At 74.2% G+C, this 14891-nt stretch carries 20 protein-coding genes and 1 pseudogene; 12 read left to right on the top strand and 9 right to left on the bottom strand.

Annotation, left to right across the window (positions count from 1 at the left end):
* Positions 1–78 precede the first annotated feature (78 nt).
* Genes C8054_RS25595 through C8054_RS25610 form a run of 4 tightly spaced genes read left to right on the top strand, consistent with a single transcriptional unit; the run spans position 79 to position 3263 of the window.
* On the top strand, positions 79–1275 hold the full coding sequence (locus C8054_RS25595) for a D-arabinono-1,4-lactone oxidase (RefSeq protein ID WP_107161105.1): 1197 nt from the start codon (positions 79–81) through the stop codon (positions 1273–1275).
* Entirely contained in the window at positions 1272–1664 is a 393-nt protein-coding gene (locus C8054_RS25600; protein ID WP_107161107.1) for a sensory rhodopsin transducer, read from the top strand. The genes C8054_RS25595 and C8054_RS25600 overlap by 4 nt, the downstream gene beginning before the upstream one ends.
* 18 nt (positions 1665–1682) lie before the next feature.
* Positions 1683–2783 carry an FUSC family protein gene (locus C8054_RS25605; RefSeq protein WP_107161109.1) on the top strand — a complete coding sequence of 367 codons (1101 nt, stop codon included), beginning with the start codon at positions 1683–1685 and terminating at the stop codon, positions 2781–2783.
* Positions 2784–2801: 18 nt separating this feature from the next.
* Complete coding sequence (locus tag C8054_RS25610; RefSeq protein WP_107161111.1) at positions 2802–3263, top strand: hypothetical protein; 462 nt, start codon at positions 2802–2804, stop codon at positions 3261–3263.
* A 10-nt stretch (positions 3264–3273) separates the two neighbouring features.
* Here C8054_RS25610 and C8054_RS32885 read toward each other — a convergent pair whose 3' ends face one another.
* Both C8054_RS32885 and C8054_RS25620 read right to left on the bottom strand, forming a co-directional pair.
* Positions 3274–3414, bottom strand: coding sequence for a hypothetical protein (locus tag C8054_RS32885; RefSeq protein WP_233220182.1), 141 nt, complete (start codon positions 3412–3414; stop codon positions 3274–3276).
* Between the two features lie 125 nt (positions 3415–3539).
* Positions 3540–3923 carry a hypothetical protein gene (locus C8054_RS25620; protein WP_233220183.1) on the bottom strand — a complete coding sequence of 128 codons (384 nt, stop codon included), beginning with the start codon at positions 3921–3923 and terminating at the stop codon, positions 3540–3542.
* Positions 3924–4103: 180 nt separating this feature from the next.
* On the opposite strand from C8054_RS25620, the gene C8054_RS25625 reads away from it, so the two are divergent.
* From C8054_RS25625 to C8054_RS25645, 5 genes and pseudogenes are all read left to right on the top strand, one after another.
* The gene (locus C8054_RS25625; RefSeq protein ID WP_107161115.1) at positions 4104–4904 is read left to right on the top strand and encodes a helix-turn-helix transcriptional regulator; all 801 of its coding nucleotides are present in this window, start codon (positions 4104–4106) and stop codon (positions 4902–4904) included.
* A complete protein-coding gene (locus C8054_RS25630) occupies positions 4895–5086 on the top strand; it encodes a DUF397 domain-containing protein (RefSeq protein ID WP_107161119.1) in 192 nt (63 codons plus the stop codon). Before C8054_RS25625 ends, C8054_RS25630 begins: the two co-directional genes overlap by 10 nt.
* A 124-nt stretch (positions 5087–5210) precedes the next feature.
* Positions 5211–5843, top strand: a complete 633-nt coding sequence (locus C8054_RS25635; protein ID WP_107161121.1) for a dihydrofolate reductase family protein — start codon at positions 5211–5213, stop codon at positions 5841–5843.
* A gap of 22 nt (positions 5844–5865) precedes the next feature.
* A pseudogene (locus C8054_RS25640) lies at positions 5866–6093 on the top strand (VOC family protein); the annotation flags it as partial.
* 9 nt (positions 6094–6102) lie between these two features.
* Entirely contained in the window at positions 6103–6483 is a 381-nt protein-coding gene (locus tag C8054_RS25645; protein WP_107161123.1) for a VOC family protein, read from the top strand.
* Position 6484: 1 nt separating this feature from the next.
* Here the strand turns inward: C8054_RS25645 and C8054_RS25650 are convergent, their stop codons facing one another.
* The 5 genes from C8054_RS25650 to C8054_RS25670 all read right to left on the bottom strand — a co-directional run bounded on the left by C8054_RS25650 (position 6485) and on the right by C8054_RS25670 (position 9639).
* Positions 6485–7276, bottom strand: coding sequence for a shikimate dehydrogenase (locus C8054_RS25650; RefSeq protein ID WP_107161125.1), 792 nt, complete (start codon positions 7274–7276; stop codon positions 6485–6487).
* On the bottom strand, positions 7273–7845 hold the full coding sequence (locus tag C8054_RS25655; protein ID WP_107161127.1) for an NADPH-dependent FMN reductase: 573 nt from the start codon (positions 7843–7845) through the stop codon (positions 7273–7275). Before C8054_RS25655 ends, C8054_RS25650 begins: the two co-directional genes overlap by 4 nt.
* Positions 7842–8783: an ROK family protein gene (locus tag C8054_RS25660; protein WP_107161130.1), complete on the bottom strand. Its 942-nt coding sequence runs from the start codon at positions 8781–8783 to the stop codon at positions 7842–7844. The genes C8054_RS25655 and C8054_RS25660 overlap by 4 nt, the downstream gene beginning before the upstream one ends.
* A gap of 7 nt (positions 8784–8790) precedes the next feature.
* Positions 8791–9144 (bottom strand): DoxX family protein, encoded by a 354-nt coding sequence (locus tag C8054_RS25665; RefSeq protein ID WP_107161132.1) that lies wholly within the window; start codon positions 9142–9144, stop codon positions 8791–8793.
* Between the two features lie 63 nt (positions 9145–9207).
* Positions 9208–9639, bottom strand: coding sequence for a type II 3-dehydroquinate dehydratase (locus C8054_RS25670; protein ID WP_107161134.1), 432 nt, complete (start codon positions 9637–9639; stop codon positions 9208–9210).
* Positions 9640–9822: 183 nt separating this feature from the next.
* On the opposite strand from C8054_RS25670, the gene C8054_RS25675 reads away from it, so the two are divergent.
* From C8054_RS25675 to C8054_RS25685, 3 genes are read left to right on the top strand one after another with little or no spacing between them, the layout of a single operon-like run.
* Positions 9823–10980, top strand: a complete 1158-nt coding sequence (locus tag C8054_RS25675; RefSeq protein WP_107161136.1) for a DegT/DnrJ/EryC1/StrS family aminotransferase — start codon at positions 9823–9825, stop codon at positions 10978–10980.
* Positions 10977–12098, top strand: a complete 1122-nt coding sequence (locus C8054_RS25680) for a Gfo/Idh/MocA family protein (RefSeq protein WP_107161138.1) — start codon at positions 10977–10979, stop codon at positions 12096–12098. Before C8054_RS25675 ends, C8054_RS25680 begins: the two co-directional genes overlap by 4 nt.
* A 34-nt stretch (positions 12099–12132) precedes the next feature.
* Positions 12133–12822 carry an HAD-IA family hydrolase gene (locus C8054_RS25685; protein ID WP_107161140.1) on the top strand — a complete coding sequence of 230 codons (690 nt, stop codon included), beginning with the start codon at positions 12133–12135 and terminating at the stop codon, positions 12820–12822.
* Between the two features lie 186 nt (positions 12823–13008).
* On the opposite strand, the gene C8054_RS25690 is transcribed toward C8054_RS25685, so the two are convergent.
* A complete protein-coding gene (locus C8054_RS25690; RefSeq protein ID WP_107161142.1) occupies positions 13009–14019 on the bottom strand; it encodes a 3-dehydroquinate synthase in 1011 nt (336 codons plus the stop codon).
* Positions 14016–14792, bottom strand: coding sequence for a hypothetical protein (locus tag C8054_RS25695; RefSeq protein WP_107161144.1), 777 nt, complete (start codon positions 14790–14792; stop codon positions 14016–14018). The genes C8054_RS25690 and C8054_RS25695 overlap by 4 nt, the downstream gene beginning before the upstream one ends.
* Positions 14793–14891 lie beyond the last annotated feature (99 nt).

Consider the following 14891-nt stretch of genomic DNA (forward strand, 5'->3'; position numbering starts at 1 on the left):
GGGGTCCCGATCCGGTTCACGACTACCGAGGGTGGGCGCGGGTATGCGGCCCGGAACGGCGCCGGGGGAGGGAGCGAGGTGACACGCCCGTTCGTGAACTGGTCCGGGAGCCTCTCGTTCACCCCGGCGGAATGGGCCGAACCGGCCGACGAGGACGAGGTCGGCGCGCTGGTGCGCCGGGCCCGGGAGACCGGTACGACGATCCGCCCGGTCGGCTCGGGGCACTCGTCCAGCCCGTTGGTGCGTACCGACGGGATCCTGCTCGGCCTGAACCGGCTCGCCGGGGTGCTCTCCGACGACGGGGAACGTGCCACCGCCTGGGCCGGCACCACGCTCCGGGCGCTCGGCGAGGGGCTCTACGACGCCGGGCTCGCGATGGACAACCTGGGCGACGTCGACTACCAGTCGATCGCCGGGGCGACCGCCACCGGCACCCACGGCACCGGGCTGGGGTTCGGGAACCTGAGCACCCAGCTCACCGGCGTACGCCTGGTCACCGGCACCGGGGAGACGCTGGACGTGACCGCGGACCGTGACCCGGGACTGCTGCCGGCGGTGGCGCTCTCCCTCGGCGCGCTCGGCGTGGTCACCCGGGTCACGCTCGACGTGCAGCCGCGCTACGAGCTGCACCGGCGTTCCTGGTGCGCGCACCTGGACTGGACGCTGGACCACCTCGCCGAACTCCAGCACACCAACCGCAACATGGACTTCTACTGGTACCCGCGCAGCGACCGGACGCAGATCCGGGTGATCAACCGGGTCGACGGGGCGCACCACCCGCCGACGTCCCGTACGCCGGGCGGCGAGCCCCGGCAGAGCCAGGTCGGGCCGACCCACCGCACCATTCCCCGACACCGGGAGCTGCGCTTCGAGGAGATCGAGTACATGCTGCCCTCGGAGGCGTTCCCGGCCTGCTTCGCGGAGGTACGCCGCCGGATCCGCGACCGGCACCGGCGGGTGGCCGGCTGGCGGGTGCTGGTGCGCACCATCGCGTCGGACGACATCTGGCTCAGCAACGCCTACGGCCGGCCCACCACCACGATCGCCTGCCTCCAGAACACCTCGCTGCCGTACGAGGAGTACTTCCGGGACATGGAGGCCGTCTTCCGGCACCACGGCGGACGACCGCACTGGGGCAAGAAGCACTGGCTCGGCGCGCGGGAGCTGCGTCCCCTCTATCCCCGGTGGGACGACTTCCAGGCGGTGCGGCGCCGGCTCGACCCGGACGGGGTGTTCCTCACCCCCGACCTGGCCCGACTGCTGGCGGAACCGTGACCGGGCCGATCGGCGCCCGGGTCTGGGTGGTGCCCGGCGGGCACGTGCCGTTTCCCGCGCACGGCGCGGAGCCGGCGTTCACCGGCTTCGACCAGCTCTGCGTGCTCAACGCCGGCGACGACGACGCCGAGTTGACGCTCGACTTCTACTACGAGGACGCCGAGCCGGTGGGACCCTACCGGCTGCCGGTCGCCGCCCGCCGGATCCGTCACGTGCGGGTCAACGACCTGATCGACCCCGAGGCGGTCCGGCTGGACCGCCCGTACGGCTGCCTGCTGCGGTCCCCGGTGCCGGTGGTGGTGCAGTTCCTGCGCCAGGACACCCGGCTGCCGGGCGTGCTGGCGCTGACCGGCACGATGGCGTACCCGGCGGGCGGTTCGACCGGGTGACGGCGGGTACCCCGGCGCATGCGGGCAGTCGGCGACCGGGTGCGCCGGGTCGGACGGGCCGGTGTGGAGCGGCTGCGCACGTACCTCATCGTGGCGGTGCAGGCCGGTCTGGCCGCGGCGCTGTCATGGCTGGTCGCGCGCGAGGTACTCGGCAACCCCGACCCGACGTTCGCACCCGCCGCGGCGGTCGGTGTCATCGCCGCCGCGTTGGGCGGGCGCACCCGACGCACCGTCGAGCTGGTCGTCGGCGTGGTCCTCGGCATCGTCGTCGGGGACGTGCTGATCCACCTGCTGGGCACCGGGCCGTGGCAGACCGGCGTGATCGTGTTCCTGGCGGTCGGCGCCGCGGTGCTGGTGCGCGGCACCGGCGCGCTTGTCACCCAGGCCGGCGGTACGGCCGTGCTGGTCGCCACGCTCACCCCGGTCTCGCCCGACCTGGAGTTGCCCCGGACCGTCAACGCGCTGGTCGGCGGCGTGGTCGGCCTGCTGGTGGTGCTGGTGCTCGCGCCGCTGAACCCGCTGCGCACGGTACGCCGGATCGCCGATTCGGCGCTCGACACGTTCGCCCGGGAGATGACCGCCTCGGCGGCGGCGCTGGCGGACGGCGACGTGCGGGCCGCCGACGCGGTGCTGGCCCGGATGCGCGCCGCCGAGCCGGAACTGGACCGGATCGACGAGGTGGTCGCCGCCGCCGACGAGGTGGTCCGGTTCTCCCCGGTGCGCTGGCGACGGCGGCGCGCGCTGACCGCGTACCGGCGCGGCGCCGAACACCTGGACCGGGCGTTCCGCAACAGCCGCGCGTTGGTCCGTCGCGTCGGCACCGCGCTGCGCGACGACGAGCCGGTGCCGGCCGACCTGCCGGCCGCGCTGGAGCACTTCGGCGCGGCGATCCGGTTGCTGCACCGGGAGTTCCTGGCCGCCCGGGAGCCGGTCGCCGCCCGGGACCGGGTGTTGCGGGCGGTCCGTGACGCGGGCGCGGCGTGTCGGCAGGACATCGGCTTCTCCGGCACCATCGTGGTGTCACAGCTCCGGACCGCCGCCAACGACGTGCTCCGCGCCACCGGCGTCCCGGCGGACGAGGCCCGTCGCCTGGTCCGCCGGGCCGCCGCGGCCCGCTGATGCGGCTAGCCTGACCCGGTGACTTTCGATGCCACGCTCACCCGCATCAACGAGGGTGTGCAGGTGCACCATCAGCACGGCCGGCGGGATGCCGCCCGCGACCTGTTCGCGCAGGTCTGGCAGGAGATCGGTGAGGAGCGGGGCGACCCCCTGCACGTCTGCGTCCTCGCCCACGCGATGGCCGACGTGCAGGACGACGTACGCCAGGAACTGCTCTGGGACCAGCGGGCGCTGGCCGCGGCCGACCAGCTCACCGACGCCCGGGTGGCGGAGGCGGGGGTGCCGCTGTCGGTGGCCGGCCTGTACCCGTCGCTACATCTCAACCTGGCCGACTGCCACCACCGGCTCGGCGACCTCGACCGGGCCCGGGAGCACCTCCGGCTCGCGGAGGCGGGAATCGGCGCGCTCGGCGATGACGCCTACGGAAAGCTGATCCGGAACGGCCTCGACCGGCTGACGCAGCAGCTCGGTCCCGAGTAGCCCTGCCGACCTACCGGGCGGCGCGACGCGAGTGGTCGAGCCAGGCCAGGAAGCGGTCCCAGAGCGCGGCCGGCGTCGGCGCGTCGTCCGGGTTCAGCGCGTACAGGTCGCGGACCGCGTCGTGCAGCATTCCGGCCAGGTAGACGGCCAACCCGACCAGGTCACCGTCGTAGTCGCGAAGCAGCGTGGCCCGTGCCGGTGGGCAAGGCCAGGGCTGCCCGTCGACGCGGCAGAACCACCCCGGGCGTACCGGGTGGTGCGGCTGTCCGCTGTGGCTCACCGCAGCCTCAGCGCCACGGCGCGGGCCTCCTGGTCGGTCAGCGGCAGGAACCACAGGAAGCGACGCACGATCGCGACCGGGTCCGGGCCGTCGATCCGCCCCCGCAGGTCGCGGATGGCGTGGCGGGTGATCCGGGAGAACTCGGGGAGCAGTTCCGCCCGCCGCGCCGCACCGGTCGGCGCGGACCGCAGCGTCGGGCAGGGCCAGTCCCGCCCGCACTCGTCGCACACCCAGGCGGGGCCGCAGGCGCGGTGGGCGGACAGCCACTCCGGCGGCGCGCTGTTCGTCGCGGACCGGCCGATGCAGCGGTACGACGACACGGGCGGCCCGAACCGCCGGGCTGCCGGTCCACGGTGCGGTCTCGACTTCTCCTCGGCCATGCGCACTCCTCAGGTCGCCGGTGGGATCGATCCGGGTGGTCCCCGCGCGATCCAGATGGTGACACTCTGCGGTGGAGGCACTACGGTCGGAAGGGGGTTGCCCTGTCCGTCAGGAGCTGGGAGAACCGCTCGGTTCATGAGTGGCCCCGGGCAGTCGATCTCTGGTTTGGAGCACGGTGAATGGCTGAGGTGCCGGGACCTCTCGCGGGTTTCATCGTTACCGAGATCCGGCGGGCCCGGGGCGCGGCGGGCCTGACGCAGGAGGCGTTCGGCAAGCACGCCGGTTTCAGCGCTTCGCACGTCAGCGCCGTCGAGGGACGAACCCGGGCGTTGACCGTCGACTTCATCCGAGGCGCGGACCGCGCCCTGCGCAACGGCGGTATCTTCGAGCGGCTGGCGGCCGAGTTGGGCACGCCGTCGTGGTTCCGGCCGTGGCTCGACGCCGAACGCGGCGCGACCCAACTCCGCTACTTCGAGCCCACCCTGATCCCCGGCCTGTTCCAAACCGAGGCCTACGCCCGAGCGGTGCTGCGGCTCGATCCCCGCCTTACCGACGGCGAGGTGGAGCGTCGGGTGGCCGCACGGATGGAACGACAGGAGATTCTCGCTCGGGACGCGCCGCCACGGGTCGTCGTGGTGACCGACGAGAGCGCGATCCGACGTGCGGCGGCGGGCGGGGAGAAGATGATGGGTGAGCAGCTGCGGCACCTCTTGGGCTGCGCGGAACGACCCAACATCAGCGTGCACATCGTGCCGGCCGACGTCGGCCTGCACGCCGGACTGTCCGGCCCCCTGTCTCTGGCGCACCTGCCCGACGGCAGTTGGTTGGGCCATCTTGAGAGCCAGCTCGGCGGCGACGTCGTCGATCGGCCGGCCGACCTCGATACCCTGTTCGAGCGGTGGGAAGGCGTCCGCACCGAAGCGCTGCCGCGACGGCAGTCCCTGACCCTGATCAAGGAAGTGGCGAATCGATGGACCTGACTCGCGCTCAGTGGCGGAAGTCCACTCGGAGCGGCACCAGCGGCGGCAACTGCGTCGAGGTGGCCGACAACCTGCCCGACGTCGTCGGCGTACGTGACTCGAAGGACCCGTCCGGTCCGGTGCTCGTGTTCGGCCCGACGACGTGGCGCGCTTTCGTCGACCAGCTCCCCGAACGACGGTAACCCGGCCGCCGCGCGGAGATCGTGACGCCGCGCTGCTTTACCCGGTCACCGGCAGCGATGAGTTCGGCGAGGGGCACCGGTCTACCTTCCCGACCGAGATGACCAGACGACCGGAGCACGGGCCATGGGACTGATCCACATCGAGCTGTTCGCCACCCTCGACCTCGTCGGGCAGTCGCCCGGCGGCCCCGAGGAGGACCCGGTGGGGTTCCCGTTCGGCGGCTGGCAGGCACCGCTGCTGGACGAGACCACCGGCGCGCAGGTCATGGCCGCGTACCGGGGCACGGACGCGCTGCTGCTCGGCCGGCGGACGTACGACATCTTCGCCGCCTACTGGCCGCACCAGGAGGGCGGCGAGGACAATGAGATCGCCACGCTGTTCAACCGCGTCCCGAAGTACGTGGCCTCCCGTGGCCGACCCGACCTGTCGTGGCCGGGGTCCACGGTGCTCGGCCCGGACCTGGCGACAGCGGTCCGCGAGATCCGGGACCGGCACGAGCACGTGAAGGTGGTCGGCAGCTTGAACCTGGTGCAGACGCTGCTGCGCGAGAAGCTGTTCGACCGGATCGACCTCTGGGTGCACCCGATCGTGCTGGGCGTCGGCAAGAAGGTGTTCGACGGCGGCGCGGTGCCCACCAACGTCACGCTCCTCGAACCGCCGGTTGCCAACCGGAAGGGCACCGTCTACCTGCGCTACGGGCTCGCCGACGGCACGCCGGGCACCGGGGACATGAGCGCGCCCGGTCGCGACGACTGACCTCGGGTCAACGGCGGCGGGCCAGGTGCCCGAGCCGAAGCGGGGCAAGAACCGCCTTCATCTGTGCCTGCGTCCGGAGACGTCGCGCGACGAGGAGGTGGCCCGGCTGCTGGCGCTCGGCGCCGCCTTCGTCGCCGACCACCGAAATCCGGACGGTTCCGGGTGGGCGGTCCTCGCCGACCCGGAGGGCAACGAGTTCTGCGTGCTGCGCAGCGTGTCCGACCGCGCCGCGACGGGTGCGGGGGCGTAGGTTCCGGTCATGGCCTGTCGGATCAGCGAACTGGTGCTCGACTGTCGTGACCCCGAGGCGCTGGCGCGCTTCTGGTGTGAGGTCCTCGACTTCGTGGTGCTCGACCGCGAGGGCGACGGCAGCATCGAGATCGGGCCGCGCGACGGGTTCGGCGGCCCGCAGCCGACGATCATCCTCAGCCCCACGGTCGAGCCGGAGCGGGCGAAACCCCGCCTGCACATCGACGTCAACGCCACCGACCGTGACCAGGACGCCGAACTCGACCGCCTGCTGAGGCTCGGCGCCCGCCCGGCCGACGTCGGCCAGACCGGCGAGGAGTCCTGGCACGTCCTCGCCGACCCGGAGGGCAACGAGTTCTGCCTGCTCAAGGCGCGTCTCGCGCCGCTGTGACTCAGAGGCCGAAGAAGTCGAGGTAGCCGTCGATCTGGTGGGTCAGCATGGGCTCACCGGGATGCGCGGGCAGGCCCCGGTCGCGGGCGGCGCGCAGCAGCGCCGTCTCCGCCGGGGTCATGATGATGTCCGCGACCACCGCCCGCGCCGGCAGCTCCGACACCGGGAACGGCGGCGGGTCGGTCGGGCGCAGCCCCACCGGCGTCGCGTTGACCGCGAGGTCGACGTCGGCCAGTCGCGGCCGGGACGCCGCATCGACCCGGCCGGGGTACGCGGCCGACAGCCGCCCGCCGAGCGTGGCCAGCCGGGCCCGGTCGGTGTCGGCCAGGTGCAGCGCGGCCACCCCGGCGTCGAGCAGCGCCACCGCGATGGCGCTGCCCGCGCCGCCGGCGCCCACCACGCAGACCCGCCGGCCGCGCGGGTCGTGTCCGGCCGCGACCAGGCCGCGGACGAACCCGTCGCCGTCGAACGTGTCCGCCGACCAGGTGCCGTCCGCCTCGCGGCGCAACGCGTTGACGCTGCCGGCCCGGTGCGCCCGGTCGGTGGCCCGGTCGGCGAGGTCGAGCAGGGCCGCCTTGTGCGGCACGGTCACCAGCATGCCGTGCAGGTTGGCCACCTGCCGCAGCCCGGCCACCACCTCCGGCAGCGCGGCGGCGGGCACGTGCACCGGCACCAGCACCGCGTCGGTGCCGCGCCGGGCCAGCACCGGGTTGAGCAGGCCGGGCGCGCGTACCTGCGTGATCGGGTCGCCGAGCAGCGCGTAGAGGCGGGTGGCGCCGCCGATCGCGATCATCGCACCGGTTGCGGGCGGCGCAGTGTCCGCAGCGCGCCCGCCCAGGCCACCACCTCGTCGAGCATGGTGCCGACCGCCTCCCGCTGGTGCGGGCCGGGGCGGAAGTCGCGGAACGCCACGAAGTCGGTGTGCAGGGAGAGCGCCACCTGGGAGCGGACCACCGGCACCGACACCTGCCCGAGCACCAGCCGCAGGTGCTCGGCGGCCCGGGTGCCGCCGTGCGCCCCGTAGCCGACCAGCCCGGCCGGCTTGTGGTGCCACTCCTGGTAGAGCACGTCGATCGCGTCCTTGAGCACGCCCGGGATCGAGTGGTTGTACTCCGGGGTGACGAAGACGAACGCGTCCAGCGCGCCGACGACCGCACCCCACCGGCGGACCGCCGGTCGGCTCGACGGCGCCATCGACGGGGGCAGCGGCTCGGCGAAGTGGGGCAGCGGATGGTCCGCCAGGTCGACGAGTTCCGCGTCGACGTCCGGCCGCGCGCCGGCGATGTCGCACACCCAGCGCGCCACCGCGTCGGCCTTACGGCCCGGGCGGGTGCTGCCGGCGACGACCCCGATCCTGATCATTGGCTGTTCTCCCTTGGTCGAGCCCCGGTCCCGGGCGGGACCGGGACGCCCGCGAGGTCGCGGGCGAGGTGGAGCGCGCCGTGCAGCGAGGAGAGCCCGCCGAGCGCGGCGGCGACGACGCGAGGCGCGGGCCGCCCCGGACGGCCGACGGCGAGGTCTCCGACCAGCGGCACGAAACCGGGCAGGCTGGTGGCGAACCCGCCGCCGACGATCGCCAGGTCGGCGGCGAGCAGCTCGCCGAGGCTCACCACCGCGGCGGCCAGCGCGGCGCAGGCCGGCTCGATCGCCGCCACCGCCCACTGCCGGCCGTCGTCCAGCCCGGCGCGCAGCCGGTGGTGGTCGACCGGTCCGCCGCGCAGCCGGGCGGCGCGGCGCAGCGTGGCCGGCCCGGACGCGACCGCCTGGAGGCAGCCGGACCGGCCACAGTCGCACCGGTCGCCGCCCAGGTCGACCACCATGTGTCCGACCTCGGCGGATACGCCGGCCGGAACGTTGCGCCCGCCGAGCACGATCCCGCCGCCGACGCCGGTGCCGACCCCGAGATAGAGCACGTCGGCGCGGCCCGCGTGGCGGGCCTCGGCCAGCGCCGCCAGGTCGCCGTCGTCGGCGTACCCGGTCGGGGTGTCGGGGAACAGGCCACGCAGCGCGCCGGCCAGGCCCAGGCCGACCCAGCTCGGCCGGCCGGGCCAGGCCACGACCGCGCCGGCCCGGTCGACGGTCGCCGGCATGGCCACGCCGACCGCGTCGACCGGGCCGAAGCCGGCGCGCAGCGCGGCCACCTCGGCGGCCAGCACGGCCAGGTCGGCGGCCGGGTCCGCGCCGGCCGGCCAGGTGACGATCCGTTCGTACGCGGGCCGGCCGGCCGCCTCGGCGCGCAGCGCGACCTTGGTGCCCCCGACGTCGACGCCCAGCAGCGCGGCGCCCGGCCCGCCCGTCACGCCGGCCTCAGTGCGCCAGCAGGTGCAGGAACGCCAGCGCGGCCGAGGCGAACGCGAAGAACAGCGGCACCATGATCACCTTGCCGTCGTCCTTGGCACGCAGGTGGTAGGCGACGGCGGCGATCAGCAGCACGGTGATCGCGACCGCGGCGACCACGCCGAGCTGCCAGAACTTCAGGCCCAGCAGCAGCCCGGCGACGCCGGCCAGCTCCAGCAGGCCGATGACGCGGGTCAGCCCGGCGGAGACGCCGAGGTGCGACATCCGCTGGCGCATCTGCGCGTTGCCGGTGAGCTTCTGCACGGCCAGCGGAATCAGGATGATGGCCAGCAGGATGGTGAGAACGATGATCGCGACGGTCACGGGGTTCCTCGGGGGTCGGGTCGCCGCGGCGGACGACCGGTACGGGTGCGACAGGGTGGACGGTCAGGGCACGGTCGCGACGAGCGCGCGGGCCGCCAGCCGGTAGCCGAGCGCACCGAGGCCCACGATCACCCCCGAGGCCAGCGGGGCGAGCACCGAGTCGTGCCGGAAGCTCTCCCGGGCCCACACGTTGGACAGGTGGACCTCCAGCCACGGATGGGGATAGTTGGCCAGCGCGTCGCGCAGACTCCAACCGGCGATCATCAACGCGCCCGGGTTCACGATCGCGCCCACCGTCTCATAACTGTCCTGGATGGTACGGATCATCTCGCCCTCGCAGTCGTGCTGCCTCGCGACGACCCGCCACCCCCGTCCGGCGACCTCCTCGCCGACCGCCCGCTCGATGTCCGCCACCGTGTCGGTGCCGTAGATCTCCGGTTCCCGTTTGCCGAGGATGCCCAGGTTCGGGCCGTTGAGCAGGAGCACCTCGGGCACGTTGCACCTCACCGGAATCGGACGACGACAGGTCATCGGAGTATCGACCCCGTCCCCCGTGTCGACCCCCGCCGGCAGGGGGCGGTTAGGGGCGGCTAGGGGCCGTTAGGGGAGGTCAGCGCCGTGCCGGCTCGGTTAGCGTCCTGCCGGGCCGTTCCAATCTGGATCAGGGAGTGGGACATCATGAGTGATCTGTCGGCGCCGGAGTTCCCCGAGTGGCCGCAGTTCGGCGACGAGGAACGGACCGGCCTCATCCGGGCCCTGGAGCAGGGCCAGTGGTGGCGTGTCGGAGGCAACGAGGTCGACACGTTCGAGGCCGAGTTCGCCGCGTACCACGGGTCGTCGCACGCGCTGGCCGTCACCAACGGCACGCACGCGCTGGAGGTGGCGCTGGAGGTCCTGGGCGTCGGACCGGGCACCGAGGTGATCGTCCCGGCCTTCACGTTCATCTCGTCGTCGCTGGCCGCGCAGCGCCTCGGCGCGGTGGCCGTGCCGGTCGACGTGGACCTGGACACCTACTGCGTCGACCCGGACGCGGTGGCCGCCGCCATCACCGACCGGACCCGGGTGGTGATGCCGGTGCACATGGCCGGGCAGTTCGCCGACATGGACGCGCTCGACAAGATCACCTCCGACGCCGGCGTCGCGTTGCTCCAGGACGCCGCGCACGCGCACGGCGCGCAGTGGCAGGGCAAGCGGGTCGGTGAACTCGGCTCCGTCGCCGCGTTCAGCTTCCAGAACGGCAAGCTGATGACCGCCGGCGAGGGCGGCGCGGTGCTCTTCCCCGACGAGGAGAGCTACGAGAAGGCGTTCCTGGTGCACAGCTGCGGCCGGCCCCGCACCGACCGGGACTACCTGCACCGCACCACCGGCTCGAACTACCGGATGAACGAGTTCAGTGCCGCCGTGCTGCGCGCCCAACTGTCCCGCCTGGACGGTCAGATCGCGGTGCGCGAACAGCGCTGGCCGCTGCTGGCGAGCCTGCTCGCCGAGATTCCCGGCGTGGTGCCGCAGGGACGCGACCCGCGCGGCGACCGCAACCCGCACTACATGGCCATGTTCCGGATCCCCGGCATCACGTCGGAACGCCGCCGGGTCGTGGTCGACGAGCTGATCGCCCGGGGCATCCCGGCGTTCGTCGCGTTCCGTGCCATCTACCGCTGCGACGGCTTCTGGCTGGCCGGCGCGCCGGACGAGACCGTCGAGCAGATCGCCGAGCGGTGCCCGAACGTCGAGCAGATCCACGCCGACTGTGTCTGGCTGCACCACCGCACGCTGCTCGGCACCGAGGAGCAGATGCACCAGATCGCCGCCGTGCTCGCCGACGTGCTGGCCGGATGACCGGGCCGCAGCCGGCCGCCGCGCCGGGGCGTACCGTCCGGGTCGCGGTGGCCGGTCTCGGCTGGGCCGGGCGGCAGATCTGGCTGCCCCGGCTCGCCGCGCACCAGCGGTTCACGGTGACCGCCGTGGTCGACCCGGACGCCGCCGCCCGGGACCGGGCCCGCACCGCGCACGGCGTGCCCGACGCGTACGCCGACGTGGCCGACCTGCCCACCGACGCCGCCGACCTGGTGGTGGTGGCGGTCCCCAACCACCTGCACGCCAGCGTGGCGGCCCGGCTGCTGCGCCGGGGCGTACCGGTGTTCCTGGAGAAGCCGGTCTGCCTCACCTCCGCCGAGGCCGCCGACCTGGCCGACGCCGAACGCGCCGGCGGCGCGGTACTGCTGGCCGGCAGCGCCGCCCGCTACCGCGCCGACGTGCGGGCCCTGCTGCGGGCCGTGGTCGACCTCGGGCCGGTCCGGCACGTCGACGTCGCCTGGGTACGCGCCCGGGGGGTGCCCGACGCCGGCGGCTGGTTCACCCGGCGGGACCTCTCCGGCGGCGGCGCGCTCGTCGACCTGGGCTGGCACCTGCTCGACACGGTGCTGCCGCTGCTCGGCCCGGCGCCGATCGCGCACGCGGTGGGCAGCGTCTCCGACGACTTCGTCAACGACGGCGCCGCGCAGGCCGCGTGGCGCGGCACCGCCGGGCCCGGTGGACGCGGCGACGTCGAGGACACCGCCCGCGCGTTCCTGCTCACCGCCGACGGCGCGTCCGCCGCGCTGCACGCCTGCTGGGCGTCGCACGAGGCGACGGACCGCACCACCATCTCCGTGCACGGGACCCACGGCTCGGCGATGCTGCGCTGCACGTTCGGGTTCAGCCCGAACCGGGTCGGCGCGCCGGAGCTGACCCGTACCCGCGACGGCGAGACCGTCGCGCTGCCGCTGGCCGCCGAGACCATCGGCGCCGAGTACGACCGGCAGCTCGACGCGCTGCCCGGCCTGCTCGCCGACGAGGCCAGCCGGGGCGTGGCCGCCGCCGACGCCCGCCGCACCATCGACGCCATCGAACGTGTCTACCGCTGCGCCCGGCCCACCCCGCCGGTGCCCGCGCTGGCGGGAGCGCGCGACCGGTGAGAACCACCGGGCGACATCACCTTCGGGAGCAGCCATGAATCAGCCGCCGTCGACCGCCGGCGCCACCGTCCTCGCCCGGCGTACGGGCCCGATCCGCGCTGTCGTGTTCGACCTCGACGGGGTCGTGGTCGACAGCTCGGCGGTGATGCGGGAGGCGTTCAGCGTCGCGTACGCCGAGGTGGTGGGCGGCGGACCGGCGCCGTTCGAGGAGTACAACAAGCACATGGGGCGGTACTTCCCGGACATCATGCGGCTGATGGGGCTGCCGCTGGAGATGGAGGCGCCGTTCGTCCGGGAGAGCTACCGGCTGGCGCACCGGGTGCCGCTGTTCCCCGGCGTCCGGGAGACGCTGGAGGCGCTGCACGAGCGCGGCGTCCGGATGGCGGTCGCCACCGGCAAGAGCGGCCCCCGCGCCCGGTCCCTGCTGGACCTGCTCGGCGTGCTCGGGCTCTTCGACCACGTGATCGGCTCGGACGAGGTGCCCCGCCCCAAGCCGGCGCCGGACATCGTGCTGCGCGCGTTGGCCCTGCTCGACATGCCGCCCGGCGTGGCCATGATGGTCGGTGACGCGATCACGGACCTGACCAGCGGCCGGGACGCCGGGGTGACCACGGTGGCCACCACCTGGCACGGCGGTGACGTGACCGCGCTGCTGGCCGCCGGCCCCGACCTGGTCGCGCACAAGCCCGAGGAACTGCTCACGCACTGCCCGGCGGTGCGCTGAGGCACGACCCGGCGATGGTGAGGGTTGGCGCGGTCCACCCGAGTGTCACGGTGCGTGAGGGTCACCAGGAGATGGTGGCGACGAAGCGATATACCCTCAGGTCATAATTATGACAAGTGGTCATATCGCTCTTGAGCGATCTCCTCCCTCGACGCCGACACGCCCGAGTGCCGGGCCTCGACCTACCTACATCTCGGCCAGGGCGGCGCGGACCTCGGTCTCCGGCACGTCCGCGACCAGCTCAGGGCCGGTCGCGCCGTCCAGCACGAAGGTCAGGCCGGCGGTGGACTTCTTGTCGCGCCGCATGAACGCGATCAGCTCGTCGTGCGTCACCCCCGGCGGCAGCGCGGTCTCCAGGCCGTAGCCGGCCACCACCTCGTGGTGCTCGGCCACCCGGTCGGCGTCGATCCGACCGAGCCGCCCGGCCAGCCGACCGGCGAACACCGTGCCCACGCCGACCGCCTCGCCGTGCCGCAGCCGGAAGTCGGTGGCCCGCTCCAGCGCGTGACCGAGCGTGTGACCGTAGTTGAGGATGTGCCGCAGCCCCGCGTCGCGCTCGTCGGCGGCGACCACCCGGGCCTTGAGCGCCACGCACGCGGTGATCTGCTCGGTCACCGTCCGGCCGCGCAGGTCGCCGGCGCCGATGAAGTGCGCGCGGGCGATCTCGCCGTAGCCGTTGCGTCGCTCCACCTCCGGCAGCGTGCCCAGGTGCTCGGTGTCGCAGAGCACCGCGCGCGGCTGCCAGTAGACGCCGACCAGGTTCTTGCCCTCCGGCAGGTTCACCGCGGTCTTGCCGCCCACGCTGGCGTCCACCTGGGCGAGCAGCGACGTCGGCAGGTGGATGACCGCGACGCCCCGGTGGTAGAGGCCGGCGGCCAGGCCGACCACGTCGGTGGTGGTGCCGCCGCCGCAGGAGACCACCGCGTCGGCGCGGGTCAACCCGAACTCGGCGAACGCCCGGCACAACGTCTCCACGGTGGCCAGCGTCTTGTCGTGCTCGCCGTCGCGGGCCGGCACCACCCGGTGCGGCACGCCCGGGTCGGGCGTCCACTCCGGCGGGCGGGCCGAGACCACCACGACCCGGCGGGCGCCGATCCGCGCCACCTCCGCGGCCAGCCGGTGCCGCACGCCCGGGCCCACCAGCACCGGGTACGCGCGGTCGCCCAGTTCCACGTCGACCCGTTCCACGACGGTCATCCGACTCTCCCACCTGGTGCGGGGACGGTGTGCCCGGCCAGCCGCAACGCCAGCGCGGCCAGCGAGTCGACGGCCGGGTCGATGCCCCAGCGGCGGTGGCTGAGCTGGGCGTGCTCGGCGATCAGGAAACCGCGCGGCGCGGCCGGGTGGTCCTCGGCGACCACCTCGGTCACCCGGTCCAGGTAGCGCCGCCAGGCCGCCGACACCGGATCGTCGGCGAGCGGCAGGTCGGCGGCGGCCAGCACGATCTTGTCGGCGCCGGCGTGCGCCTGCGCGGCGAGGTCCCGGCGCTGCGCCCCGGTCAGCGTGCGACTGCGGTCCTGCCAGTGCAGGAACAGGAAGGACGCCCGGTCGCCGGCCGGCAACAGCCCGCACAGGTGCCGCAGGTGCGCCACCGCGAGCGGCAGCTCCAGGCCGGCCAGCCACGGCGGCTCACCGCCGAGCAGACCCAACGCCACCTCGCTGCCGGCGTGGGCGAGCGGTCCGCCCCGGGCCGGGTCGCGCACCGCGTACGCCGGGGGCGCCGGCCGGGCCGACGGGCCGAGCCGGTCCCGTGCCAGGTCCAGCGCGGCGGGCCCGGCGTGCAGGCCCAGCCGCAGCCGGGTCGGAGCGGGTGAGTCGAGCCGGTCGAAGAACCAGCAGCCGTCCGGGTCGGCGGCGCGCAGCTCGGACACCAGCCCCGCCAGCACCGTGCCGACCAGCTCGGCCGCCCGCACGTCGACGCATCCCCCGCCGGGCACGGCGAGGTCGGCGAACAACCAGGAGCGTTCCATGGCACCTCGACTGTCGGCGGTGGTACGCGGCGTCCTCGGGGCGTGCCCATCATCACCGCGCCGGCCCGCCGGAGGGCCCGCACGCGGCCGGGAACCGGG

Origin of the sequence: Micromonospora sp. RP3T (genome assembly GCF_003027925.1) — a bacterium.
Classification (GTDB): Bacteria; Actinomycetota; Actinomycetes; order Mycobacteriales; family Micromonosporaceae; genus Micromonospora.

Bases quoted from the DNA above. Each gene is read 5' to 3' on its own strand.
- C8054_RS25605 (WP_107161109.1), top strand. From the start codon at position 1,683: ATGCGGGCAGTCGGCGACCGGGTGCGCCGGGTCGGACGGGCCGGTGTG.
- C8054_RS25620 (WP_233220183.1), bottom strand. From the start codon at position 3,923: ATGGCCGAGGAGAAGTCGAGACCGCACCGTGGACCGGCAGCCCGGCGG.
- C8054_RS25625 (WP_107161115.1), top strand. From the start codon at position 4,104: ATGGCTGAGGTGCCGGGACCTCTCGCGGGTTTCATCGTTACCGAGATC.
- C8054_RS25630 (WP_107161119.1), top strand. From the start codon at position 4,895: ATGGACCTGACTCGCGCTCAGTGGCGGAAGTCCACTCGGAGCGGCACC.
- C8054_RS25635 (WP_107161121.1), top strand. From the start codon at position 5,211: ATGGGACTGATCCACATCGAGCTGTTCGCCACCCTCGACCTCGTCGGG.
- C8054_RS25645 (WP_107161123.1), top strand. From the start codon at position 6,103: ATGGCCTGTCGGATCAGCGAACTGGTGCTCGACTGTCGTGACCCCGAG.
- C8054_RS25650 (WP_107161125.1), bottom strand. From the start codon at position 7,276: ATGATCGCGATCGGCGGCGCCACCCGCCTCTACGCGCTGCTCGGCGAC.
- C8054_RS25655 (WP_107161127.1), bottom strand. From the start codon at position 7,845: ATGATCAGGATCGGGGTCGTCGCCGGCAGCACCCGCCCGGGCCGTAAG.
- C8054_RS25675 (WP_107161136.1), top strand. From the start codon at position 9,823: ATGAGTGATCTGTCGGCGCCGGAGTTCCCCGAGTGGCCGCAGTTCGGC.
- C8054_RS25680 (WP_107161138.1), top strand. From the start codon at position 10,977: ATGACCGGGCCGCAGCCGGCCGCCGCGCCGGGGCGTACCGTCCGGGTC.
- C8054_RS25685 (WP_107161140.1), top strand. From the start codon at position 12,133: ATGAATCAGCCGCCGTCGACCGCCGGCGCCACCGTCCTCGCCCGGCGT.
- C8054_RS25690 (WP_107161142.1), bottom strand. From the start codon at position 14,019: ATGACCGTCGTGGAACGGGTCGACGTGGAACTGGGCGACCGCGCGTAC.
- C8054_RS25695 (WP_107161144.1), bottom strand. From the start codon at position 14,792: ATGGAACGCTCCTGGTTGTTCGCCGACCTCGCCGTGCCCGGCGGGGGA.